Raw genomic sequence first — 24,859 nt, 5'->3', positions numbered from 1 at the left:
TTCAGAAAAATTTAGGTGAATATGAAACTATTCCCAGTTCAGTTCGTAAGTAGAATTAGAAAAGGAGGAATAGTATGAAGAAAAAAGTAATATCTTCAGTTATAGTAGCATCACTCTTTACATTACCATTTTCAGCAGTTGCTACCACTTCTACAAATCCGATAGATAAAGAGATTGCTACAGTTACAACAAATCAAAATTCATGGGTTACCACTAAGGCATTTCTCGAACAAGCTGTTACTAAACTAAGTTATCAGCATGGTTCTGACTTTATGCGAAAAGAAGTGCTAAATGCTTTGCTTAAAGGTGCCGATTGGCAAAATATTGATGGTGTGATTACCCAAGAGCAAATTGCCAATGTGTTAGTCAATAAATTAAACGTGGAAAAAGAAGGTCAAAGTTATAAATCTACTGCTGATAAATTAGGGCTTTTTGAAGGTGTGCCGAATAATCGTATAACGGTTACAGATAGCGAGCTCGAATTAATTTTCAGTAATTTCGAAAAAGTAGAAAATAAAGATGTTGATAATACTGGTGTACAACAATACTCTGTAGAAGATTTCATGAAAAATCCAGGTAATTTAGGATATCAATTATCTCCAGATGGTAACTATATTTCTTATGCTGCAGCTTGGGAAAATCGACTAAATATTTTTGTCAAAGAAATGAATAGTGATTCAGAACCAGAACGTGTGACGAATTTAACAGATCGTGATATTGCTGGTTTCATTTGGAAAGAAGATACTATTTTATATTTAAAAGATAATGGTGGCGATGAAAACTATCATATCTACACAACTACGTTTAATGGTGGAGAAGAGAAAGATTTAACTCCATATGAAAATGTTGTTGCCTATCCAATTGATATATTAAAAGATGCTAAAGATGAAATTTTAATTATGATGAACAAAGAAGACGCTACTGTTTTCGATGTTTATAAATTAAATGTTAAAACTGGTGAAACAAAACTAGTTGCTAAGAATCCAGGGAATGTTCAATCATGGATATCTGACAGTAATGGACAAGTTCGTATGGCTGTTGCTACAGATGGTGTAGCCGGGGCTGTTCTTTACCGTGACTCAGAAAAAGATGAATTTAAACCATTCATTACAATTGAATCTGGAGATACAGTTTCACCAATTGCTTTCTCTCAAGATAATCAATCGGTCTATATGTTATCCAATAAAGGTCGAGACAAAATTGAATTAGTTCAATATGATTTACAAGGGAATGAGGAAATCCTTTTCACAAACTCAAATGTGGACATTAGTAATGCAATTTACAGCACATCAAAAGATAAAATCTTATTTGCTACTTATATGACAGATAAAGTGCATTATGAGTTTTTCGATAACGATTTTGAAAAGGTATTTAAGAACATTCAAAACAAACTAGGTGTTAGTGAAAGTGAATTTGGTATTAATGATTACAACAAGGATATGACGAAATTCATCGTATCTGTTTCAAGTGATAAAGTTTATGGAAAATATTATTACTATGATTCAACTACAGATAATCTAACTGAGCTAGCAACATTAGGTTCATGGTTAGACCCTAATGAAATGGCTGAGATGCAATCTATTTCATATAAAGCTCGGGATGGTTTAACAATTAATGGCTATTTAACATTACCTAAAAATAAAGTGGCAGAAAATCTTCCGTTGATTGTTATTCCTCATGGTGGTCCTTGGGCAAGAGATATGTGGGGCTTTAACCCAGAAGTGCAATTGTTAGCAAATCGTGGTTATGCTGTATTACAAGTGAACTTCCGCTCTTCTACTGGATATGGACGAGCATTTTTAGAGGCTGGAAATAAACAATGGGGCTTAGCAATTCAAGACGATATTACAGATGGTGTACAATGGGCTATTGACCAAGGAATTGCAGATCCAGAGAAAATCGGTATTTATGGAGCTTCCTTTGGTGGGTATGCAACATTAGCCGGAATTACATTTACCCCAGACCTTTATGCTGCTGCAGTAGACTATGTTGGGGTTTCAAACATCTTTACACTACTGGATACAATTCCACCATATTGGGAAACAATGCGTCAACAGTTCTATGAGCGTGTAGGGCACCCAGAAGAAGATAAAGAATTATTAACAAAAGTATCGCCAGTATTCCATGCTGACAAAATTAAAACACCATTATTCGTAGCGCAAGGTGCAAATGACCCTCGTGTAAATAAACAAGAGTCAGATCAAATCGTTGAAGCATTACGTTCACGTGGTGTAGATGTAGAATACATGTTAAAAGACAATGAAGGACACGGATTCATGAACGAGGAAAACCGTATTGAGTTTTACAATGCAATGGTGGATTTCTTTGATAAATATTTAAAATAATTTCATGTAAGAAGGGATGTCCATTAAGGGCGTCCCTTTTTACACTAACAAAAACCAACAATCTTCTGAATATTCATGATAACATAGAGTTAAGTAGATTAGGAGGTTATCATGATGAATATATTAGTTCAGGGTGCTGGTGCCCTAGGTGTTTATTTTGGTGGAAGAATACTCGAAGCAGGATATAATGTTTCTTATTTTGTAAGAGAACGACGCGCGGCACAATTAGAAAAAGAAGGGCTTGTAATAAATAGTCCTGAGGGGGATTTCACAAGTCAAGATTTTAAGATTTATACTACTCCTGAGAGTGTAGAAAATATCGATTTAATTATTTTGGCAATAAAGGGCTACCATTTACAACAAGCAATTCCACAAATTCAAACGATTGTAGAACGAACAGGTGCATTTGTATTACCATTGTTAAACGGTGTAGAACAATTAGATTTACTACAAAAAGCAGTTGGTAAGGAAAAGGTAATTGGCGGTTTTGCAGGCATTATTGCTACATTAAATGAAAAAGGACATGTTGTACATTCAAATAATAGTAGTGTTGTTCGATTCGGGGCACTTCATGAAGCTCAAATTGAGATTTGTGAAAAACTAGCAGAAGTTGGCCGTAATGTGAAAACAAAAATTTTACAGGAAAAAGATATTTTAAAGCATATGTGGAAAAAATATATTTTTATTACGTCTTTCTCTGGTATTACATCAGCAACACAATTAACATCTGGATATATTGCAGAAAATGAAGCGACATTAGCAGTTGCACAAAACATCGTCTATGAAATGAGTATGCTTGCAGAAAAAGAAGGAATTTCATTGACTGAAAAAGAAATCGAATCAATGGCCAATAATATTAAAATTATGCATCCTGAAGCAACTTCATCGATGCACCAAGATATGAGAAAAGGGTTACCGCTTGAAGTTGAGCACTTACAAGGCGGGGCATTGAGAATTGCAGCAAAACATGGGGTGGAAATTCCTGTAATTCAAACAATCTATGGTATTTTAAAGCCTTATGAAAATGGAAGATTAAACTAATAAAAGAAAAAGAACATAGACTTTAAGTCGTATGTTCTTTTTCTTTTGAATTCGAAAACAACCCCCATACACCACCAATGACTGCAGAAATAGAGTGAATGAGTGCAAAAGTATAAAAATTAATATAAATGCTATAGTTATTTTCATTACTATTAAGTACATTATTCTTAAAATCTATTTCATAATAAGATAAAATTCCGATGATAATGACACCGGCAACTAATCCAATAATATTTGAAAGCATTGTCGCATTATTGGACAATACATAGAAATAGCGAAACGTAATAAACATACTTAATAAAAGAAATGGAATAACAAAAATAATACCTATGAATCCAAAATCCCCATCATTTGCATTAAATAAATTTCCAACGATCAAAAATCCAAGTAACGAGATTCCTATACTTATGAGCCAACTAAGTCGTAGCATAAATTATCCTTCCGAATAGTTTTTTCGATTCCTGTTATTGTTCTGAAAAAAAAACCATTTATTTAAAATTTTTTTGCATGTATTTGAAATGCTGATATTATTTAAAAATAATAGATTGTTATTTTCTGATAATGAGACCATTTAGAACAAATTTGGAAAGTGTAACCGCTGCTTCCTCAATCGGTAGTATTGCTGAAACTTCTTTTACCATCATAGGATTTACGGTATTAATAAGTATTTTTTCCTGTATTAAAGTATTTTCTTTTGAGAAAATGCCCTCTTTTTGACCAAGTGCTACTAATCTATGATAAAGACTATGTAATTTTTGTTGCCAATCTTCTTTTAATGGATTGGGTTCAATAGTCGATGTAAGAAGTTGTAGTACCATTTGATGGATTTCACCATATTCAGTAGATAAGTAGATGAAAGTATCAAAAATTTTATATAGTTTTTCTTCAATAGGAAAATCAGATTCAATCACTTCGATTTGCTTTTTATATATTTCATTTAAAACCTCATATGAAATTAGATTTGCTAATTCTTGTTTACTACCAAAGTTTCGGTAAATTGTCCCTACCCCAACATTTGCGTGATCTGCAATTTCCTCAATTGTTGCCTCAAGACCTTTATTTTTAAAAATAGTAATTGCAGATTGTTTAATCTTAATACGATTTTTTTGTGCATCTGCTCTTGGAGAAGTATTTTTCGAATGTGAAACCATAGAATAACCACCTATAATAAATTTTAAAATCTTATATTTTTACTAATACTATATCAAATATTCTACTAATTATTTAACTTTTCTCTCTAAATAGCAAGTGTATTCTTAGTATTCTACAGAAAGTCCATCCTAAATTAAATTATTTTCTTAAAATAACACATTAATAATATTAAAAAAGAAAAAATTACAATCTAAAATATTTTCAGAATTTTATAAATTGTGTTGACATTGTATAACACTCAAGTTAGAATTTGGATACGGAATACGGATTCCGCTTAGAAATTGCGTATTTTTCTCTAATAATCAAATTTATTCTATGAAAAATGCATTTTCTAAAACTCTAAATTTTCTAACAAAAGGGTGTGTTAATCGTTATGGAAAAAATTCGTTATGTTGATACCACGTTAAGGGATGGTACACAAAGTTTGTGGGCTGCTGAATCTCGAGTGGGTATGGTGGAAGCGGTTGCAGAAGATTTAGATCAAGCGGGTTTTGATGTTGTTGAAGTGCCAATTATGCCTTACAACTTCAAAAAAATTGTACGTGATTTGAAAGAAGATCCATGGGAATTAGTGAGAATTATTGGGGAGAAAATGCCAAATTCAAAAAAGGCATTTATGGGTGAACCAGGCTTAGTGTTATTCGAACTTTTAGAAACACCTCCTTCTGTTTCAAAGCTATTTTATGATCTTCTAATTGATCGGGGTGCACTAAATCGTGTTCAAACAATGGCCAATATATTTGGAAATTTAAAAACAGATTTCCCGTGGTTCTTACCTTACTTGCGCAGTAAAGGGGTAGAGGTAGTACATGCCATTGCCTATAGTATCTCTCCAAGACACACGGATGAATATTTTGCTAAGAAAACTAGAGAAATCGTAAAAAATAAGCCGGATGTTATTTATTTTAAAGACGCGGCTGGTCTATTAACGGTTGAAAGTTTAAGAAGAATATTGCCTATTATTATAGAAAACTCAAATGGACTTCCAATAGAGTTCCATACTCATGGTACAACTGGCCTTGCAAATGAGCTTTATGTAGAAGCAATGAAACTTGGTGTAAGAACTCTTCATACATCAATCCCACCATTAGCGAGTGGATCGGGCCAACCATCTGTATTTACCACAATTGAAAATGCAAAACATTTAAATTTTGGTCATAGTTTGGATATTGAACGTATTCAAAGAGTTTCAGATAAGTTAATGGTTGTTGCAAAAGAGGACAACTTACCAATTGGTGCTCCTCTAGAATATGACTATTCGCAATATATTCACCAAGTTCCTGGTGGTGTAATTTCTAACTTACGTTATCAGCTAATTGGTATGAATTTACAAGACCGAGTTGAAGAAGTGGTAGAAGAATCAATTCGCATTCGTGCTGAACTTGGATATCCAGTGATGATTACGCCATACTCTCAATTTATGGTAACGCAAGCGGCTATCAACGTGGCGACAGGTGAACGTTACAAAGTAGTTATTGACGAATTAATTCAATTTGCTGCAGGAATATATAGTGAAGATTCAGGATATTTAATGATGGATCAAAACTTAAAAGATAAGTTCTTAAGTTTACCACGTGCTAAAGAGTTACATTATAAGCCGGTTGAAGATATACCGATCAAAAAGTTAAAAGAACAATTTGGTGGTCCAACACTTTCGGATGAAGAATTTATGTTGCGCTATATTATGAAAGGTACAAAAGATATTGAAGAAATGCGCAAAGCCGGGCCATATAAACAATACTTCTCTGCAAAAGCACCACTTGAACAACTTTTATCGAATATTAGTAAAAATAGTAGTATTAAACATGTACAAATTCAAACAAAAAATCAATCGTTAGTATTATCAAGTAAATAAACATTGGGAGGAATAAAATATGTCTAATCAAATTTTTGAAAAGAATTTATCAGTAACGGAATTAACAAAGCTTATTGAGAAATTAGAAAGTTCGCCTTTCAATTATTTAGCGGTTGAAGACGGTGAGAATAAAATTGTAATAGGTAAAGAAGTGGTACCTACTATTAATTCAACAATAGTTGCTAATACGGTTGCTCAAGAATCCGCGCCTGTAGCTCAAGCAGTAGCAGTAGCTGAAAAACCGGAAGTGGTAGAAGAAGTTGTAGCTGAACCAGTCCAACAAAAACAAAAAGTAGAGGTTCCGGAACAAGAAGGTGTTGTGACAATTACAGCTTCAACAACAGGAATTTACTATGCTCAATCAGAACCTGGAGCTGCTCCATACGTTAAAGTTGGAGATAAAGTATTTGAAGATTCTACAGTAGGATTAATTGAAATTATGAAAGTATTTAGTGCAATTCCTGCTGGCGTTGAAGGAGAAGTAGTAGCGATCCATGTTGAGGATGCACAACTAGTTGAGTACGGAGATGCGCTTATTTCTGTAAAAGTTAAGTAGGAGGTATAAATCTTTGAAAATTAAAAGCTTACTTATTATCAATAGAGGAGAAATTGCATTACGAATCTTACGTACTTGTAAAGCACTAGGTATTAAAACAGTACTTGCTGTTTCAGAGGCTGACAAAGAAAGTCTACCTGCGCAATTAGCTGACCAAGTTGTCGTATTAGGACCTGCAAATTCTCAAAAAAGTTATTTAAATATACCTATTATTATTACTACTGCACGAGCAGTTGGAGTAGATGCTATTCATCCGGGGTATGGTTTTTTATCTGAAGTTCCAGCGCTTGCAAAAGCTTGTGAAGAAAACGGCATCATCTACGTTGGACCGAAACCTGAGCACATTGAAAAAATGGGGAACAAACTAGTAGCTCGATCATTGGCTAAAGAATGTGGAGTGCCAATACTATCTGGTTCTGAAAAAGTAAATTCTGTGGATGAAATTGTGAAGATTGTAAAGCAAATCGGACTACCTGTCATGCTTAAAGCTGCTGCTGGTGGCGGTGGTCGAGGAATGAAAATTGTTACAGATGAATCGCAAATTCAATCAACCTTTGAATCTGCATCAGCTGAAGCACTTTCTGCATTCGGTGATTCATCTATGTATGTTGAGAGATACATCGCAAATGCACGCCATATTGAAATTCAAGTTTTAGGTGATTCATATGGTAATGTGATTCATTTGGGTGAGCGAGATTGTTCAACGCAACGTAGACATCAAAAATTAGTGGAAGAGGCAACTGCACCACTCATTTCAGAACAATTACGTGAAGAAATTCGTCAATCTGCAGTTAAACTGGCACAATCAATGAATTACCAAAGTGCTGGAACAGTTGAATATATTGTTGACCAAGATGCTGGTACGTTCTATTTCTTAGAAATGAACACACGAATTCAAGTAGAGCATCCTGTAACAGAGATGATTACAAATGTTGACTTAATTGAAGAACAAATACATGTTGCAAATGGAGAGCCATTACGTTATAGCCAAGAAGACATTCTAATAAGAGGACATGCTATTGAAGTTCGAATAAATGCAGAAGAACCGAATGAAGGGTTCCGTCCAACACCAGGTGTTATTACAAAATGGCAAATTCCTCAAGGTCCAGGAGTTCGCGTTGATTCCCATTGCTATCAAGGATATAAAGTACCTATTTTCTACGACTCTATGATTGGTAAACTAATTGTCCTTGGAAATGATCGTGATCATGCAATAAGACGTATGCTTGCGGCATTAGACGAGTTTAAAGTAGAAGGAATTAGTACAACTATACCGTTTTTAAAAGAAGTCTTGTCTAGTGATCAATTCCGTTCTGGTAAAGTGAATACGAAGTTAGTTGAAAATATAATGAATGCAAGACAATTAGTGTAAGCTGCAACTTATACTAATTGTCTCAAGGAAAGAGATTTATAATTTGATTAGGTTTGGGAACCGAAAACAATTCGATGCATTGTTTTGTCTGCAAACAAAATACTAATGCATAAAATGCGAATTGTTGCTAAATTATAAATCCTTTTCTTATCATACAAAATAACTTTTTGGATGGCAATTAGCACTATTTATTACTAGTTTAAGGTTTTGCCAGACAATCATGTATGAGGTGAAGGAATGAAGAAATTAGTTAATATAGACAAAATAGAAGAATTAGTGAAAGATGGAGACCGAATTCTAGTTGGAGGATTTGGTGCTACAGGTAGTCCATTAACTATTTTAGACAAAATCGCTCGTACAAATGTAAAAGATTTAGAAATTGTTAGTAATAACCTTGGCGAAAACGGACAAGGGTTACACAAAGTATTTGTAGCGGGACAAATAAAAAAAGCTGTCGGCTCTTTTTTTACTATTAATAGAGAAGCGGTAATGGCCTGGTCAAGAGGCGAATTAGAAATTGAATTGCTTCCACAAGGCACACTTGCTGAAGCGATACGTGCTGGTGGTGCAGGAATTGGTGGCTTTTACACAAAAACTGCAGTTGGAACAGAATTGAGTAAAGGAAAAGAGATTCGTGAAATCGATGGAGAACGGTATGTCTTTGAAAAAGCTATACGGGGTAATGTTGCAGTAATTAAGGCTGCAAAAGCAGATAAATTAGGGAACCTAACTTATTACGCAACTGCACGTAATTTCAATCCAATGATGGCAACTGCAGCTGATATTGTCATTGCTGAAGTGGATGAAATTGTAGATGAATTAGATCCAGAAATTATTGTAACCCCACATCTCTATGTAGATTACATAGTTCAAACGGGATACAAAAAGGAAAGAGGTGCGTACGTTGAGTCTAGATAGTAAAGCAATTATTGCAAAAAGAATTGCAGAAGAACTAAAAGACGGAGATGTAGTCAACTTAGGTGTTGGAATTCCAACGTTAGTAACATCTTTTCTTGGAGATAAACAAGTTTATTTACAAACTGAAAATGGATTATTAGGAATGGGACCGAGACCACCAATAGATGAGGTGGATCCAGATATTGTAGATGCAGGAAAGTCACCTGTTACAATTACGAAAGGTGCAGCATTCTTTAATAGCGCAGATTCTTTTGGGATGATTCGCGGTGGCCATATTGATGTAGCCATTTTAGGGACACTTGAAATTGATAAAACAGGTGAAATTGCCAACTGGGCTGTTCCAAATCAACCTATTTTAGGGGTTGGGGGAGCAATGGATTTAGTTGCAGGAGCTAAAAAAGTAATTGTAGCATCCTTATTATTTTCAAAAGATGGTTCGCCTAAATTAGTAGATGAATTAACATACAAGTCTAGTGGTGAAAGAAAAGTAGATTTATTCGTAAGTGAATATGCAGCATTTACTTTTGAAAAAGATGGCATCCACGTGATTGATATATATGGTGATTTGTCCATCGAGGAACTTTCAAAAAAGTTAAATTTACCATTAATTGATAAAACAGTACAATACAACGCATAGTTTCAAAATGATTCAGAATACAATAAAGATTTATTTAGGCGAAACGTAGGGGATGTCCAATTAATTATGGGACACCCCTTTCTTATAACGTTGCCATTTTTATTCGAATTAGTTTATCGAAATGGAATACCAATATAGGGCGGGAATTAATTATGCTAGTAGAATATGACTTTAAAGTTAGATGGGGTGACACAGACGCTGCTGGCATTGTGTTCTACCCAAATTTTTATAAATGGATGGATGAGGCAACCCATGAATATCTAAACAAAAGTGAGATTCGATCAAATACTATATTTGAAACAATGAAAATAAACGTTCCTTTAGTAGAAGCATTATGTCAATTTAAGAAACCGTTATTTTTCGAGGATCAAGTAACTGTAAAAAGTGTTATTAGTGAATTGCATCGTAAAGTTTTTAAAATCTCACATGAGTTTTATAAGGGAGAAGATTGTGTTGCCCAAGGATATGAAATTAGAGCTTGGACTTCATTTTTAGATACTCCAAAAGCAATGGAAATTCCTATGGAGATAAGATATAAAATGATTTCTGAAGTTACATTAATATTAACTAAGAAATAGAATAGGTGGTTTTATTATGGAAATTGTTATTTTAAATGGTGCTAGAACCCCATTTACTAATATTTCAGGGACTTTTAAGTATATAGGCGCGATTGATTTAGGTGCAATTGCATCAAAGGAAGCGATAAAAAAATCTGGAATTGATCCAAAAGAAATCGATCATGTAGTTTTTGGTAACGTACATCAATCTAGTAAGGATGCCCTATTTTTTGCAAGGCACGTCGGATTGAAATCTGAGATACCTATTGAAGTACCGGCTGTGACAGTAAATCGATTATGTGGGACAGGAATAGAAGCGCTAATTTCTGCTGCTCGTCTAATAAAGACAGGGGAAGCGCAAGTAGTTTTGGCTGGAGGAGCTGAAAGTATGAGTCAAGTTCCTCATGTAGTGAAAGGTATGCGATCAGGTACCCCTCTTGGTTCAACAGTTGTAGAAGATTGGTTATGGGAAGGGCTAAATGATACGGTTGGTGGATGTTCTATGGCAGAAACTGCTGAAAATCTAGCTAGTAAATATAATATCTCTCGTGAAGAAGTTGATCTTCATGCATTAACAAGTCATGAACGTGCTTTAAACGCCATTGAAAAAGGATATTTCGCAGAGGAAATTGTTCCTGTTACTATATCAACAAGGAAAGGCGATGTGGTGATTGAGAACGATGACCATGTAAGAAAGTCTTCTTTAGAACAATTAGCAAAGCTTAAGCCTCGCTTCGTAAAAGATGGAGTAGTAACACCAGCAAATGCTAGCGGGATGGTAGATGGTGCAGCAGCGATGATTGTTGCTTCAAGCGAATATGCAAAAGCAAACAACTTACAACCAATTGCTCGATTAGTTTCATGGGATGTTGTTGGAGTAGAGCCAAAGTATATGGGGATAGGACCAGTACCAGCAATCCAATCAGCGTTGAGAAAAGCAGATTTAACTTTAGACGATATCGATTTGATTGAAATTAATGAAGCTTTCTCTGCTCAATATTTAGCATGTCAAAAGGAATTAGGATTTGATTTAGAAATTGGTAATGTTAATGGCGGTGCTGTAGCAATTGGTCATCCATTAGCAGCGAGTGGTACGAGAATCTCTTTAACGTTACTTTATGAACTACGAAGAAGAAACGCTAAATATGGTGTAAGTGCAGTTTGTATTGGCGGTGGACAAGGAATCGCGGCTGTGTGGGAAAATTTAAAAAGCTAATACTACGATAAAAACTATTACTATATCAGAATCCATTAATAAATGGGTTCTTTTTCTGTGAAAATAAATAATCCCTTCGGTCTTTGAATATTATTGATCAGATATGTTTATTCTTAAATTGACCGAAAAAAGCCAATAAGAAAGCAGAGCTACCTGTTGTGGGGTAACTTTGTATAAAACTTTTTGGTTTTGGTTAACCTATATTATTTGGGGTTCTTTATAAGCCTCCTTGTTTAACAACATGGAGTATATAACCCGAAGCATTCGATGTGAGATCGCAACGAGTGCTTTTTTCTTTCCTCTTCGTGCAGCGAGTGACCAATATTTGTTTGCTAGCCATCGGTTTCGACTTCTTGAAACAGCCCACGCTGCTTCACACATAGCTGATTTAATATGAGGATTTCCTTTCACAGTACGTGTACTCTTTCTTTTACCAGCACTTTCGTGATTACCCGGTGAAACGCCTGCCCATGATGCAAGATGTTGAGATGTCGGGAACTGTCCCATGTCTACTCCGATTTCTGCAATAATTACTGCGGCAGTATCTTTACTTATTCCCGGTATTGTGATTAACAATTGTAGTTCTTCTTGATAATTTTGTAGTAATTGATCTACACGTTCATCGATTTCTGAAATCAAGGTTTCTAAATATTGAATGTGTTGCCAGGATTGACGAATGAGAAAGATTTGATGCTCATTAATTGTGCCAAATAATGAATCGGTAATCCTTTGCTTTTTCGGAGCCAACTTCCCATGAATGTCTTTTTCTACATCATCTTCATCAACATAACCTTGTTCGATTAATCGATTCAATAGTCTCCGTCCCGAAACGCCAAATACATCAGAAATAACAGTACTTAGTTTTACATTTGAACTTTCTAATACCTTTTGAATTCGATTTTTTTCGGAAGTTAAATGACCAATCCACTTCTTACGAAGTCTTGTTAAATCCCTAAGTTCACGAATGTTTACAGGTGGTACAAAGCTTTTCTCAATTAAACCATGTCGTAGCAACTTCGCAATCCATTCTGCATCTGAAACATCTGTTTTTCTTCCAGGTACATTTTTAATTCGTTGAGCATTCGCTAATGTAATGTCAAAGAAATCTTCTAAGATATTAAAAACAGGTTTCCAATACACGCCCGTACTTTCCATTGCAATGTGTGTAACCTCATGAGTCTCTAACCATTTTAATAATCGAAACAAATCTTTTGTGAGTGTTGGAAATGTTTCAGTCTCCGTATACAATTCGTCCTCACGAGTTCCTTTAATAACACAAGCTACAATCGTTTCAGAATGTACATCTAAACCTGCACACTTCTCAATAAATACTTCCATTAAATCACTCCAAATTAAAATGATCACAAACAGTGAGTGAATTTGAAGATAAGCATTTTTCTGTACGTAGTCATCCTACTATCAAGTGGAGCTAACAAAGGGTTGAACACCAAATTCACTCAAACAGTTTTTTATACAGGGTCAAAGCCACCAAAAAAGACCACGTCTTACATCTGTTTGTGTCATTACCATTATGAACCGAAGGTACTTATTTTCATGCTTGGGTTGGGTGTAAAAAACTCATGAAGGTTTTTTATGCAAGAATTATCTGGGTTAAGGAGTATTTTCATATATTTAGAATTCAATTTACTATTTATTCAATATATAATAAGGAAAGAAATTGGAATACAAAGGGGAAATGATTATGTTACAAAAAGAAGATACTGTACTTGTACTAATTGATATTCAAGGAAAGTTAGCTCAAATTGTTGATAATAGTGAAGAAGTGATAAGTAATATTGCAAAAGTAACTGAAGGTGTAAAAATATTGGGATTGCCGGTACTTTGGTTAGAACAATATCCAAAAGGACTTGGCCCAACTGTTGAACAAATTTCACAACATTTAACAGATCAACAACCAATTGAAAAGATTACATTTAGTGCTTATGATACAGAAGAGTTTGTCCAACAATTAGAAGCAACAGGACGTAAAAAAGTATTATTAGCAGGAATTGAAACACATATTTGTGTCTATCAAACAACAGCACACTTACTTGCTAATGGCTATGAGGTAGAAGTTTTAGCAGATTGTGTTTCTTCACGAACAGCACAAAATTCTGCCATTGGACTACAAAAAATGGTCCAACTTGGTGCGAAAGTGACGAATGTCGAAATGGCATTATTTGAAATGCTTCAGGTTGCTAAAGGAGATACATTTAAAGCAATTAGTAAACTTGTAAAATAAGAAATAGTTAATCCGTACTATCACTGGTAGCAAAGTTGGTAGTACGGTTTTTAATTTATATATGATGTTAATAAAGCATAGACATACATTACCAATAAAAAAGGGGGAATGTAATGTTAGCTACGTGGACCTGGGTGATTACGATACTACTAAGTCTTTTCTTTATTGGTATGTCTTTACGCTTCCGTAAAAAGTCGAGTGAAAGTTTTTTACAATTCGCTATAGCTGGTGGAACCTTACCATTTTTCTTAATTTTATTTACTGATATAGCAACAATTATGGGTGTTGGAAACTTTGTAGGACATTCTTCAAAGGGATTTGAAGTAGGTGTTGCGAATATCCCATTTATTATTGGTGAGCAAGGATCAAAGATATTATTTGCTCTAATATTTGCAGGGTTTGCTGCACGTTTTACTTATAAAAGTATTGCAGAACTTTTAAATGATCTCATACTACGGGATAAAGTCTCTCGTGCCATTGTGGGTATTTTGACTTCTGCCATTATGATTGCATGGATTGGTGGGCAAGCAAAGGGGATGGGTGCATTATTTTCTGTATTTACTGGCGCGGACCCTCTTCCATTAATTTTCTTCTTTTCTGCTGTATTTATTATTTATACAACAGTTGGTGGTATGTTATCCGTTGTATGGACCGACTTCGTTCAAGGGGTATTACTATTAGGTCTTGCCGTATGGTTCTATATTAAGGTATTTGCAAAGGTCGATTTTAGCTACTCTAATCTTCAAACGATGTTAGCTGATGTAGGTGCTAGTCACTTAACGGAATTAAGTATTTCCGGTTGGGAAGTCTTAAATCTATTCATTACTGGGTGTTTTGGTATTTTAGCTGCTCAAGTATATTGGCAAAGAAGTTTTGCTGCAGTGAATCCAAAAGCAGCGAGTCGAGCAATGTTTTATAGTGGTATTGCTGCAATCATCTTTACTATTTTAGCCTCTGTTTCAGGTATGATAGTGAAAGCGATTAATCCAGATGTTGAAGCTAGTAATGCGATTTCTTGGCTTATTTTAAACGAGATGACTCAGTTAGTAGCGATTTTATTCTTTATTTTAATCTACTTAGCAGCCATTTCTAGTGCTTCTTCACAATTACATTCGGCAGCCATTGTTATTGTGAATGATCTAATTATTCCATTTTCGAAAGAGTTAAAGGATCAAAGAATAATTGCTATTTCAAGATGGCTAGTAGTTTTAGTGGGGATTTTCTCTATTTTAGCAGCGGTATATTCAGAATCCATTATCAGTTTATTCTCCTTCGCGTATACGATGACTGGTGGAGGGGTCGTACCTGTATTAATTATCGGGCTTATATGGAAAAAGCGAAAATCTGAGAAATTTGAAATGGGTTCTCAAAATAGTAAAGTCTCCGTATGGGGCGGACGTATCGGCCTTGTATCAGGTGCTATTGTATCGGTAATATATGGTATCTTGTGGGGTGTATTAGTTTCTGCAATTTTAACGGTTTTAGTGTCTTTATTACTCCCAAATAAAACAGACTCGGATAGAACGATTAATATTGAGCATGCATAATATAGGCTAAAACTTGGGTTTTATTTTGGGGGTATTGACGTTGAAGCAAAAGGTCATCGTCATCGGAGCAGGAATTATTGGAACATCAGTAGCTTATTATTTATCCAAAAAAGATGTAAATGTTGTTCTGATTGATGCAAAGGATATTGCTGCAGGTACGTCAGGTGCATGTGACAAGGCAATAATGTTACAGTCGAAAAAGTCCGGGCCGACGCTAGCAATGGCGATGAAAAGCGCGGAATTGTATAAAAATCTTGAAGAAGAATTAGGGGAAGATTTAGAGTACGAAAACGGTGGCGGCATGATCTTAATTAATAATGAAGAGGAATTAAAAGTACTCTATGAACATGTTCAAAAGCAAAGAGAAGCTGGTTTAAAAGTTACAATTATTACTGGTGATGAAGCAAGGAAGATAAACCCAAACCTGTCTCCAAAAATTTTAGCTGCTACTTGGTGTGAACAAGATGCAGAAGTAAATCCTCTTAAAACAGCCTTTGCATTTGCAAAGGCTGCATCTAAAGCAAATATGACAATGCACTTAAATTGTGAAGTTACAAACCTCATAGAAGTTAATGGTCGTGTAATCGGTGTAAATACAACACAAGGTGAAATATATGGAGATAGCGTTGTACTTTGTTGTGGTGTATGGGTAACTAGTTTACTAAGTTCACTCCATTTAGAAGTACCGATTATGCCACGAAAAGGCGTTATTTTAGTTACTGAAAAATTACCTAAAATAATAAATTGTAATATTTTAGGTGGTTCATATATTGTATCGAAATTACAAAAAGAACCGCCTGAAAAAAATCCATTAGGAATCGGACTATCAATGGGTCAAACGAAAAGTGGAAATCTATTAATTGGAGGTTCCAGGGAACTTGCTGGTTTTGATTCCTCTGTGAATAGCTTCATCCTAACGGAAATAGCTAAAAAGGCTATTGCTGCTTTTCCATGTTTACAGCATGTTAATTTAATTCGTTCCTTTGTTGGTTTCAGACCATTCACTCCTGATAATTTACCGATTATTGGTGAAGTTCCTACAGTTAGTGGGTTATATATTGCTGCTGGTCATGAGGGGGATGGTGTTGCACTAGCTCCTATCACGGGTCAAATGATTGCAGAAATAGTTACTGACCAAACAACTGAGATGGATTTAACACCATTTCATTTGAGTCGTTTTTTTGAGAGTTTTACCTACTAGGTTAAATTCAAATTTGTGAGGGGTTACGATGGCTAAGCAAAAAGAAATCCATTTTATCTTTAATGGGAAAGAATTAAAAGGGATTGAAGGACAGCCAATTGCAGCAGCATTATTTAATAATGGAATTCGAGCAATCCGTCAATGTGAGATTACCGGAGAACAAAGAGGGGTCTATTGTGGAATTGGGCATTGTTTTGAATGTAGAGCAACAGTGAATGGCGTTCCGGGAATACGTACTTGTCTAACATTAATTGAAGAAAATATGATTGTCAAAAGTAATCTTGCTGGTGTGCAAAATGATGAAGTGTGATGTTGTTATTATTGGTGCTGGCCCTGCTGGATTAACTGCTTCCATTGAACTTGCTTTAAAAGGTCTACAAGTAGTTATTGTGGATGAAAATTATCGTTTAGGTGGACGTTTGTTAGGGCAGTTATATGAGGACAGAAGAAAGAAACAAGTTTGGGCTGGGAAAATAATTGCAAAGGATTTGGCTGACAAAGCAAAGGCACTAAGTGTGAAATTTTTATTTGACACATCCGTGTGGAAAATAGAGGATAAAAAAGTTTTTCTATCAAATGAAGTGGTAAAAGTGATAGAGGCAAAAGCAATTTTATTAGCTACGGGAGCAATAGAAAAAGCATTGCCTATACCTGGATGGCAAAAGGTAGGGGTCGTTACTGTCGGAGCAGCCCAAACATTTACGAATCTCCACAATGTTAAAATTGGGCAAAATGTTATTTTTATTGGGATTGATCCACTATCCATTTCTGTCGCAATTGAAATGAAACATGCAGGGGTAAATGTGAAAGGATTATTTTTACCACCTACTACAAACTTGTTAAATCAAAAAAGCAATCCTAAAGAAGTACTAGAATCTGTTGCATCGGCTGCTGGAATGGCGACAAATCCAATTTATCGTTTGGGTGGAAAATTTGTTCATGGCGCTTATACAAAACTTTTATTACATTTGCTGAAATATAAGCAACTAAAAATAAATGGGATTCCGATTTATTTTAGAAAAGCAGTAACACAAATCAACGGCCGCGCAGAAGTTCAGAGTGTCAATGTAAGAAGTTTAAAGATTGATGGTGAAGTAACAGAGGTTGAAAAAACTTTACATGTAGATACGGTTTGCCTATCTGGAGGGTTATTACCGCTGATTGATCTGTCTCAATTAGCTAATTGTGTCATTATAGATATTCCTGAACTAGGTGGATTTGTTCCATTGCATAATGAACATTTGAAAACTACAGTAGAAGGAATTTATGTTGCAGGTAATATTACTGGTATTGAAGGTGCTCAAGTGGCAATGGCCCAAGGGAAACTTGCCGCAAGGAGTATTTTAAGAGAATTTAATTTAAGTAGTGAAAATGAAATATCTGTTGCATTTAATGAGGTAGAACAGGCAAGAAATCTTTCGCCAATTACATTTCTTCCGGAAATTCGTAAAGGGAGACAAATTATGAGAGACAAATGGGAGGAGTATTTAAAAATATAGATGGATGATCTATTAATATGCCGATGTGAAGGGGTATGCCTGGAATCGATTTTAAAAGCGATAGATGAGGGAAGCACAAGTGTTCAAGGGGTTAAAAAAAGGACTCGAGCTGGAATGGGGTATTGTCAAGGAAGAACGTGTCAACCGATTTTGAGGGATATTTTACAAAAATCAATTGGTCAAAATGAAATAGAACAAACCCAAAAAGCACAAGCACCGGTTCGTCCAATACCATTAGGAAAATTATAGAAAAGGGCTTGTCCGGTAAGGTAAACTTTACTGAACAGCCCTCTTCTTAGCTTTGCTCCTGCGGTAGTCGAAATAAATTTCCACTATCCTCGTCGCATATGAATTGTCTCAAAACAAGTTTTCAGACAATCCCTTTTCTATTTTCTTTTTTTCTCAATTAAATGGCGGGCTTTATCGGTATTAGCAAAATGCCATTTCGCCATAGAGCGTAACGTTTCTTCTCCGTGTTTTAACCAAATATTCGCTGCCATTTCATCAACTTTACCACTTGCTCCTTTTTGTAGTTCAGTTCCTACAATTTTACTTAGTCGATCCATTTCTCTTAAAAAGGCATAACGAGCTAAAATAGAGGCTGCTGCAACGGCGCTATGTAGTTGTTCAGCTTTTGTTGAGAATAATACATTTTCACGAACAATTTCTTTCTCATTTTTTAAATGGTTATAGTAAATATTTCGTTCTGCAAACTGGTCAATTAAAATATAATCTGGTTTTTTAGGCGCAATTTTCGATAAAACATTTTTTAACGCTTGATTATGAAGCATTGCTTTTATTTTTCCTTGAGAATAGCCTTTTGCTTGAAGCTGATTATATTTTTCGTTCCGTAAAGTTAATATGCTGTGGGGACAAATATTCATAATATCTGGAGCCATTCTTGTCATAAGGGTGTCATTTAACATTTTTGAATCCTTAACACCAATTTCATAAATTAATTCAATTTTATCTTTTGGTACATAAACAGCTGCAACCGTTACTGGTCCAAAGTAATCGCCAGTACCTGTTTCATCCGAACCGATAACCGACATTGTAGCAAAGTTCTCTGGAAGTTTATCGCCTTTTGCGTTAATTGCATTGGGATTAGGGTTTTGTACAGGATTTTTTTCTTTCACTTCACCCCAACGACTTGCTTCACGTTTTGCACCGATGCCTTGAAACATTACTTTACCGGATTTATAAATCGTTATTGCTGTATCTGGAAGTTTAGCAGCAAAAATGACACCCGGTGCATTTCGTTCCACCGTAGAAGTTGCATAGTAAGTTTTTATTTCATTTTGTATCTCTGATGAAAGTTGTAACACAATATTCGACATAAGTTCGTCCCTTTCTTGGTTCGTTGTTCACATCAAAATACGTTTCATGTTATGATATGTATTATAAATTTTCCAAATATATTCTAATTTGATAGAAATAAAACGATATAGATTATCGACTTTTTCTTTCATTTTGAAAGATTAGCTTGTTATATACGTTCTGGGAGGTATTATTTTGGTTGATCAGGAACAAGTAAAAAATCGAATAACCGTGGAAATTTACGGTCATTCTTATAAAATGGTAGGAACTGAATCGACTGGTCATATGCGATTAGTTGCATCCATAGTAGATGATAAAATGAAAGAAATACATATACATAATCCATCTTTAGATAGTTCAAAGTTAGCAGTACTTACAGCTGTTAATACTGTTCATGAACTATTAAAATTAAAAGAGCAAGTTGAACAGCTTGAAGAAGAGCTGAAAAAATTAAAGGGTTGAAATAAATGTTAGATATTATCTTATTACTGATTTTTGCTGGTAGTTTACTTGTTGGATTGAAACGTGGCTTTATTGTGCAAGCCATTCACTTATCTAGTTTTTTTATTGCACTACTAGTTGCGTATATCTATTATAAACCATTGGCAGAAAAATTTGTTTTATGGGTTCCTTATCCAGGAATTACACAAGATTCTTCCATGACGTTAATTTTAGATAGTTTAGATGTCGATCAAACGTTTTATCGAATTATTGCCTTTGCAGTAATTTTCTTTGTCGTTAAACTTGCAATGCAAATTTTAGCTTCTGTATTCGATTTCTTAAAGTATTTTCCTATATTAAACTCGGTGAATCGAGTTCTAGGTGCAGCACTTTGCTTTGTAGAGTTTTATTTTATTTTGTTTATTATTATGTATGTGTTAGCATTGATACCAATTAGTTCTGTTCAAAACTTAATGGGCAGTTCAATTATCGCTAATCTTATGTTAGAACATACACCGATTTTGACTAAAATTGTACAAAATTGGTGGTATATTTATAAATAGTAAAGGGGACGTCTGAAAATTTATTTTAGACGTCCCCTTTGAGACGAGGATGGTGGCATTTTAATGCGACCACCCCAGGAGCACAATTTCTGTAACGAAACTTAAATATATTTACAACATTTTTTACAGAAATTTAATAAGAATAGGATAGGCTGTCTAGATGAATTACATTTTCTGGACAGCCACTTTCCTTTTTCACGATGACAAATTGAATCTATTTCGCATGGACGGAGGTTCTTTATGAATAAAAAAATCGTTATCAAAACATTAGAAAAAATTGCGCTATTACTTGAACTTCAAGGTGAAAACCCTTTTAAAATTTCAGCTTTTCGAAAAGCTGCCAATGCCCTGGAACTAGATGAAAGAAGTCTAGATGAGATAGAAGACATTACGAAAATTAAAGGTATCGGAAAAGGTACAGCTGCTGTCATCCATGAGTTGATTGAAAAAGGAGAATCATCACAATTACAAGAGCTTGAAGAAGCAGTACCTAAAGGATTAATTCCATTATTGAAGCTTCCTGGCCTTGGTGGGAAAAAACTTGCTAAACTCTATAGTGAACTTGGCATTGATAGTGCAGAAAAATTAAAAGAAGCTTGTGAATCCAACGCTGTTCAAAAACTGGCAGGCTTCGGTCCGAAAACAGAAGAAAAGATTTTAAAAGAACTAGAACATTTTGGAGAACGGAAAGAACGTCTACCGATTTGGTATTTACAAACAGTGGTGGTGGATATTCAAAATGTACTTTTGGACATTTTAGAAATTCAAAAGTTTTCAGTAGCAGGAAGTTTCCGTCGTGTCAGTGAGATGAGTAAAGATATTGATTTTATTGTTGCTACGGACAAGCCAGAAAAAGTGAAGGAACAATTGCTTGAAAACTTAGTAATAAAAGAAGTAGTCGCAGCAGGGGATACAAAAGTGTCTGTCATTATTGACGGGGAAGACCCAGTAAGTGTCGATTTCCGATTAGTTGCTGAAAATGAATTTGCAACGGCTCTCCATCATTTTACAGGTTCAAAAGATCACAATGTTCGCATGCGTCAATTAGCAAAAGAACAAGGCAAGAAAATTAGTGAATATGGTGTTGAACAACAAGATGGAACGATTGTAACATTTGATTCAGAAGAAGAATTTTTTGCTCATTTTGATTTACCATTTATCCCGCCAACAGTAAGGGAGTCTGGTAAAGAGCTTGAACGTTTAGATGAATTAGACAATCTTGTTACCTTAGATTCAATTGTCTCTGATTTACACATGCATACAACTTGGTCAGATGGTGCCCACACTGTTCGAGAAATGGGTGAGGCTTTAATTAGTCGTGGATATACACATGGTGTGATTACGGACCATTCTCAATATTTAAAAGTCGCAAATGGATTAACTCCTGAAAGATTGAAAAAACAGCGTCTTGATATTTTTGAGTTTAATGAAACACATCCAAACTTTACCCTATATGCAGGTACAGAAATGGATATTTTACCAGATGGAACGTTAGATTATGACGATGATGTGATGAAAGAACTGGATTTTGTAATTGCATCAATCCATTCTAGTTTTTCACAACCTCAGGAAAAGATTATGAAAAGGTTATTTACTGCAATCAGTAATCCATATGTACACATGATTGCTCATCCAACTGGGCGCATTATAGGTCAACGTGAAGGTTATAATCCTGATATACCGCAATTAATCCAATGGGCAAATGAGTACGGTAAAATTTTAGAACTAAATGCGAACCCTTTCCGTTTAGATTTATGCATAGAACATCTTATGATGGCGATGGAATTAAATGTGCCAATCGCAATAAATACAGATGCCCATGCAATTGAGCAACTATTATTTATGGAAATTGGTACGAAATATGCGCAAAAAGCATGGGTGAAAAAAGATTTAGTTGTAAATACATGGTCAAAAGAACAATTTGAAACTTTTATTAGAAAAAACAAGTAGAGAAATATAAGTATGATTTAGGAGGTGTTCGGGAGTGATCGCAGAACGAGCATTGAAGACATTAGAATATGATAAAGTACGTGAACAAGTAGCCACATTCTGTACATCTTCATTAGGTAAAAGTGCAATTGAACAACTAATTCCCGAAACAGAATTTGCAAAAGTTGTTGAACTGTTAGAAGAAATGGATGAAGGACTTTCGATTTTACGTGTAAAAGGAAATGTACCAATGGGGGGCATTTTTGATGTGCGACCACATGCCAAACGAGCACAAATCGGCGGTATGTTAAGCCCTGTTGAATTAATGGAAATTGCAAGTACAATCCGCGCAAGTCGAATCTTGCGTAATTTTATTGAAGAAATTCAAGAAGAGGGAGAAATCCAAATTCCTCATTTCATTGAACGAAAAGAGCAATTACCTGTACTTACTGCATTACAACATGAAATAAATGATTGTATTGATGATAATGGTACAGTTCTAGATTCTGCTAGTACGACTTTACGATCCATTCGCCAATCATTACGTTCAGAAGAAGCAAAGGTGCGTCAAAAGTTAGAAAGTTTAACGCGCGGATCCAATGCGTCAAAAATGCTATCAGATGCCATTGTGACAATTCGAAATGACCGTTTTGTAATTCCAGTAAAACAAGAATACCGTGCCCATTACGGCGGTATAGTCCATGATCAATCTTCTTCAGGACAAACGCTATTTATCGAACCAGAATCCGTTGTACAGGCAAATAATGAAATTGGTCGATTAAAAATTAAAGAGAAAGTTGAAATTGAACGAATTTTAACGGAACTTTCTGCCAAAGTTCAAGAAGTTGCTCATGAACTATTTATTCTAGTTCAAATTTTAGGTGATATCGATGTCATTTTAGCTAAGGGGAAATACGGACAAGCAAATAAATGTACAAAACCAACAATTAATGAAGAAGGCTATATCAAACTCGTTCGTGCTAGACATCCACTTATTCCAATAGAGGATGCCGTTCCAAATACAATTGAATTTGGAAGAGATATTACAGCAATTGTTATTACTGGGCCAAACACAGGGGGGAAAACTGTTACATTAAAAACAGTTGGACTTTGTACATTAATGGCGCAAGCTGGTTTACCTGTTCCAGCATTAGACGGGTCAGAATTAGCCGTATTCGACCAATTATTTGCTGATATTGGTGACGAACAATCCATTGAACAATCTTTATCAACATTCTCATCTCATATGGTAAATATTGTAGATATTTTAAGTAAATTTGACTCAAGATCGCTTGTATTATTTGATGAGCTTGGAGCAGGAACGGACCCACAAGAAGGTGCAGCATTAGCGATTTCTATATTGGATGAAGTAGTTGGCAGAGGTGCTAGAGTAATGGCAACTACCCATTATCCAGAACTGAAAGCATATGGCTATAATCGTCCTGGAGTAGTAAATGCTAGCGTTGAATTTGATGTGGAAACATTGAGTCCAACATACCGTTTACTCATTGGAGTTCCAGGTCGTTCAAATGCATTTGAAATATCAAAACGTCTAGGCTTAAAAGAATCAATTATCAATCAAGCAAAATCCTTCACTGGTTCTGACCGTCATGAAGTTGAAGCAATGATTGCTTCATTAGAAGAAAGTAGACGTCGTTCTGAGCGTGAAGCAGAAGAAGCACATGAACTACTTGAAGAGGCACGTACATTACATGAAGAACTTAATGAACGCTTAAAAACATTTGATGAAAAGAAAGATAATTTAGAGAAGAAGGCAAAAGACAAAGCCCGAAAAATTGTTGACCAAGCAAAAGAAGAGGCTGAAAAAATTATTGCAGAACTACGCGAAATGCGTGAAAATGCAAATAAGGCTATTAAAGAACACGAGCTAATCGATGCGAAAAAACGTCTAGAAGAAGCAGCACCAATCGAGAACCCTGTACTCAAGAAGCAAGCACAAATTAGAGAACGTGAGCAGAATCTAAAAGTTGGCGATGAAGTAAAAGTTATTAGTTATGGTCAAAAAGGGACGTTACTTGAGAAAGTATCGGAAAAAGAATGGGTTGTACAAATCGGCATCTTAAAAATGAAATTAGAAGAATCAGACTTACAATATGTGAAGCCAGAAAAACAAAAACAAACTGTCGCTATGACAAATGTTAAAAATCGTAATTCCTATGTGAAATTAGAATTGGATTTACGTGGAGAACGGTATGAAGATGCTATCCTACGTACAGAAAAATATATAGATGATGCACTTCTGGCTAATTATCCACGCGTTTCAATCATCCATGGTAAAGGCACGGGTGCATTAAGACAAGGAATTCAAAACTTCCTTAAAGGACATAAACGTGTGAAGTCATTCCGCTATGGTGAAGCAGGTGAAGGTGGATTTGGCGTCACTATAGTTGAATTGAAATAACAAAATTTTAGGTGGAGTTTACTTCTCCATCTAAAATTTAGAATTAGGG

General features: G+C 35.1%; 23 protein-coding genes. 19 read left to right on the top strand and 4 right to left on the bottom strand.

The features are described from left to right. Positions 1-74 precede the first annotated feature (74 nt). Together NKR20_RS12310 and NKR20_RS12305 are read left to right on the top strand one after the other, a co-directional pair. Positions 75-2,345 carry a S9 family peptidase gene (locus NKR20_RS12310; RefSeq protein ID WP_121212743.1) on the top strand — a complete coding sequence of 757 codons (2,271 nt, stop codon included), beginning with the start codon at positions 75-77 and terminating at the stop codon, positions 2,343-2,345. Between the two features lie 111 nt (positions 2,346-2,456). Continuing rightward, positions 2,457-3,386, top strand: coding sequence for a ketopantoate reductase family protein (locus NKR20_RS12305; protein ID WP_121212744.1), 930 nt, complete (start codon positions 2,457-2,459; stop codon positions 3,384-3,386). Positions 3,387-3,408: 22 nt separating this feature from the next. Here NKR20_RS12305 and NKR20_RS12300 read toward each other — a convergent pair whose 3' ends face one another. Next, positions 3,409-3,816, bottom strand: coding sequence for a nucleoside-diphosphate sugar epimerase (locus NKR20_RS12300; RefSeq protein WP_253426958.1), 408 nt, complete (start codon positions 3,814-3,816; stop codon positions 3,409-3,411). Positions 3,817-3,934: 118 nt separating this feature from the next. Continuing rightward, positions 3,935-4,537, bottom strand: coding sequence for a TetR/AcrR family transcriptional regulator (locus tag NKR20_RS12295; RefSeq protein WP_253426957.1), 603 nt, complete (start codon positions 4,535-4,537; stop codon positions 3,935-3,937). A gap of 374 nt (positions 4,538-4,911) precedes the next feature. Here NKR20_RS12295 and NKR20_RS12290 point away from each other — a divergent pair, with 374 nt between their 5' ends. From NKR20_RS12290 to NKR20_RS12260, 7 genes are all read left to right on the top strand, one after another. Next, positions 4,912-6,393, top strand: a complete 1,482-nt coding sequence (locus tag NKR20_RS12290) for a hypothetical protein (protein WP_121212747.1) — start codon at positions 4,912-4,914, stop codon at positions 6,391-6,393. 19 nt (positions 6,394-6,412) lie between these two features. Next, a complete protein-coding gene (locus NKR20_RS12285; RefSeq protein WP_253426956.1) occupies positions 6,413-6,949 on the top strand; it encodes an acetyl-CoA carboxylase biotin carboxyl carrier protein in 537 nt (178 codons plus the stop codon). 19 nt (positions 6,950-6,968) lie between these two features. Further along, the gene (locus tag NKR20_RS12280; RefSeq protein WP_253428131.1) at positions 6,969-8,321 is read left to right on the top strand and encodes an acetyl-CoA carboxylase biotin carboxylase subunit; all 1,353 of its coding nucleotides are present in this window, start codon (positions 6,969-6,971) and stop codon (positions 8,319-8,321) included. 237 nt (positions 8,322-8,558) lie between these two features. Continuing rightward, a complete protein-coding gene (locus tag NKR20_RS12275; RefSeq protein WP_121212750.1) occupies positions 8,559-9,239 on the top strand; it encodes a CoA transferase subunit A in 681 nt (226 codons plus the stop codon). Beyond that, complete coding sequence (locus tag NKR20_RS12270) at positions 9,226-9,876, top strand: CoA-transferase (protein ID WP_253426955.1); 651 nt, start codon at positions 9,226-9,228, stop codon at positions 9,874-9,876. The genes NKR20_RS12275 and NKR20_RS12270 overlap by 14 nt, the downstream gene beginning before the upstream one ends. Before the next feature lie 152 nt (positions 9,877-10,028). Continuing rightward, positions 10,029-10,454: an acyl-CoA thioesterase gene (locus NKR20_RS12265; RefSeq protein ID WP_253426954.1), complete on the top strand. Its 426-nt coding sequence runs from the start codon at positions 10,029-10,031 to the stop codon at positions 10,452-10,454. 13 nt (positions 10,455-10,467) lie between these two features. Continuing rightward, positions 10,468-11,649 (top strand): acetyl-CoA C-acetyltransferase, encoded by a 1,182-nt coding sequence (locus NKR20_RS12260; RefSeq protein WP_253428129.1) that lies wholly within the window; start codon positions 10,468-10,470, stop codon positions 11,647-11,649. Positions 11,650-11,847: 198 nt separating this feature from the next. Here NKR20_RS12260 and NKR20_RS12255 read toward each other — a convergent pair whose 3' ends face one another. Then, positions 11,848-12,987, bottom strand: coding sequence for an IS110 family RNA-guided transposase (locus tag NKR20_RS12255; protein WP_253428089.1), 1,140 nt, complete (start codon positions 12,985-12,987; stop codon positions 11,848-11,850). 364 nt (positions 12,988-13,351) lie between these two features. Here NKR20_RS12255 and NKR20_RS12250 point away from each other — a divergent pair, with 364 nt between their 5' ends. The 6 genes from NKR20_RS12250 (at position 13,352) to NKR20_RS12225 (ending at position 18,387) form a co-directional block, all read left to right on the top strand. Continuing rightward, on the top strand, positions 13,352-13,891 hold the full coding sequence (locus NKR20_RS12250; protein ID WP_121212754.1) for a hydrolase: 540 nt from the start codon (positions 13,352-13,354) through the stop codon (positions 13,889-13,891). Positions 13,892-14,004: 113 nt separating this feature from the next. Beyond that, a complete protein-coding gene (locus NKR20_RS12245; RefSeq protein ID WP_121212755.1) occupies positions 14,005-15,438 on the top strand; it encodes a sodium:solute symporter family protein in 1,434 nt (477 codons plus the stop codon). 40 nt (positions 15,439-15,478) lie between these two features. Then, positions 15,479-16,639 carry an NAD(P)/FAD-dependent oxidoreductase gene (locus tag NKR20_RS12240; protein WP_253426953.1) on the top strand — a complete coding sequence of 387 codons (1,161 nt, stop codon included), beginning with the start codon at positions 15,479-15,481 and terminating at the stop codon, positions 16,637-16,639. A 28-nt stretch (positions 16,640-16,667) separates the two neighbouring features. Further along, positions 16,668-16,949: a (2Fe-2S)-binding protein gene (locus tag NKR20_RS12235; RefSeq protein WP_253426952.1), complete on the top strand. Its 282-nt coding sequence runs from the start codon at positions 16,668-16,670 to the stop codon at positions 16,947-16,949. Then, positions 16,936-18,138 carry an NAD(P)/FAD-dependent oxidoreductase gene (locus tag NKR20_RS12230; RefSeq protein ID WP_253426951.1) on the top strand — a complete coding sequence of 401 codons (1,203 nt, stop codon included), beginning with the start codon at positions 16,936-16,938 and terminating at the stop codon, positions 18,136-18,138. Before NKR20_RS12235 ends, NKR20_RS12230 begins: the two co-directional genes overlap by 14 nt. After that, positions 18,139-18,387, top strand: coding sequence for a (2Fe-2S)-binding protein (locus tag NKR20_RS12225; RefSeq protein ID WP_253426950.1), 249 nt, complete (start codon positions 18,139-18,141; stop codon positions 18,385-18,387). A gap of 137 nt (positions 18,388-18,524) precedes the next feature. On the opposite strand, the gene rnhC is transcribed toward NKR20_RS12225, so the two are convergent. After that, entirely contained in the window at positions 18,525-19,475 is a 951-nt protein-coding gene (rnhC, locus tag NKR20_RS12220) for a ribonuclease HIII (protein ID WP_121212760.1), read from the bottom strand. 175 nt (positions 19,476-19,650) lie between these two features. On the opposite strand from rnhC, the gene zapA reads away from it, so the two are divergent. From zapA to NKR20_RS12200, 4 genes are all read left to right on the top strand, one after another. After that, complete coding sequence (gene zapA, locus NKR20_RS12215; protein WP_121212761.1) at positions 19,651-19,917, top strand: cell division protein ZapA; 267 nt, start codon at positions 19,651-19,653, stop codon at positions 19,915-19,917. Positions 19,918-19,922: 5 nt separating this feature from the next. Further along, positions 19,923-20,459 carry a CvpA family protein gene (locus tag NKR20_RS12210; protein ID WP_121212762.1) on the top strand — a complete coding sequence of 179 codons (537 nt, stop codon included), beginning with the start codon at positions 19,923-19,925 and terminating at the stop codon, positions 20,457-20,459. Between the two features lie 240 nt (positions 20,460-20,699). Beyond that, the gene (gene polX / locus NKR20_RS12205; RefSeq protein ID WP_253426949.1) at positions 20,700-22,409 is read left to right on the top strand and encodes a DNA polymerase/3'-5' exonuclease PolX; all 1,710 of its coding nucleotides are present in this window, start codon (positions 20,700-20,702) and stop codon (positions 22,407-22,409) included. 34 nt (positions 22,410-22,443) lie between these two features. Beyond that, positions 22,444-24,810 (top strand): endonuclease MutS2, encoded by a 2,367-nt coding sequence (locus tag NKR20_RS12200; protein WP_121212764.1) that lies wholly within the window; start codon positions 22,444-22,446, stop codon positions 24,808-24,810. The last annotated feature ends 49 nt before the right edge of the window (positions 24,811-24,859 follow it).

It is taken from the genome of Ureibacillus endophyticus (assembly GCF_024159215.1).
GTDB lineage: Bacteria > Bacillota > Bacilli > Bacillales_A > Planococcaceae > Ureibacillus > Ureibacillus endophyticus.
Note: the sequence above shows the minus strand (reverse complement) of the source record. Positions and strands in the feature narration are given on the sequence as shown.

Excerpts from the sequence above, each read along its gene's own strand:
- NKR20_RS12255 (WP_253428089.1), bottom strand. The coding sequence starts at position 12,987 with ATGGAAGTATTTATTGAGAAGTGTGCAGGTTTAGATGTACATTCTGAA.
- rnhC (WP_121212760.1), bottom strand. The coding sequence starts at position 19,475 with ATGTCGAATATTGTGTTACAACTTTCATCAGAGATACAAAATGAAATA.
- NKR20_RS12285 (WP_253426956.1), top strand. The coding sequence starts at position 6,413 with ATGTCTAATCAAATTTTTGAAAAGAATTTATCAGTAACGGAATTAACA.
- NKR20_RS12295 (WP_253426957.1), bottom strand. The coding sequence starts at position 4,537 with ATGGTTTCACATTCGAAAAATACTTCTCCAAGAGCAGATGCACAAAAA.
- NKR20_RS12210 (WP_121212762.1), top strand. The coding sequence starts at position 19,923 with ATGTTAGATATTATCTTATTACTGATTTTTGCTGGTAGTTTACTTGTT.
- NKR20_RS12225 (WP_253426950.1), top strand. The coding sequence starts at position 18,139 with ATGGATGATCTATTAATATGCCGATGTGAAGGGGTATGCCTGGAATCG.
- NKR20_RS12305 (WP_121212744.1), top strand. The coding sequence starts at position 2,457 with ATGATGAATATATTAGTTCAGGGTGCTGGTGCCCTAGGTGTTTATTTT.
- NKR20_RS12235 (WP_253426952.1), top strand. The coding sequence starts at position 16,668 with ATGGCTAAGCAAAAAGAAATCCATTTTATCTTTAATGGGAAAGAATTA.
- NKR20_RS12245 (WP_121212755.1), top strand. The coding sequence starts at position 14,005 with ATGTTAGCTACGTGGACCTGGGTGATTACGATACTACTAAGTCTTTTC.
- NKR20_RS12230 (WP_253426951.1), top strand. The coding sequence starts at position 16,936 with ATGATGAAGTGTGATGTTGTTATTATTGGTGCTGGCCCTGCTGGATTA.
- NKR20_RS12290 (WP_121212747.1), top strand. The coding sequence starts at position 4,912 with ATGGAAAAAATTCGTTATGTTGATACCACGTTAAGGGATGGTACACAA.
- NKR20_RS12275 (WP_121212750.1), top strand. The coding sequence starts at position 8,559 with ATGAAGAAATTAGTTAATATAGACAAAATAGAAGAATTAGTGAAAGAT.
- NKR20_RS12265 (WP_253426954.1), top strand. The coding sequence starts at position 10,029 with ATGCTAGTAGAATATGACTTTAAAGTTAGATGGGGTGACACAGACGCT.
- polX (WP_253426949.1), top strand. The coding sequence starts at position 20,700 with ATGAATAAAAAAATCGTTATCAAAACATTAGAAAAAATTGCGCTATTA.
- NKR20_RS12300 (WP_253426958.1), bottom strand. The coding sequence starts at position 3,816 with ATGCTACGACTTAGTTGGCTCATAAGTATAGGAATCTCGTTACTTGGA.
- NKR20_RS12250 (WP_121212754.1), top strand. The coding sequence starts at position 13,352 with ATGTTACAAAAAGAAGATACTGTACTTGTACTAATTGATATTCAAGGA.
- NKR20_RS12310 (WP_121212743.1), top strand. The coding sequence starts at position 75 with ATGAAGAAAAAAGTAATATCTTCAGTTATAGTAGCATCACTCTTTACA.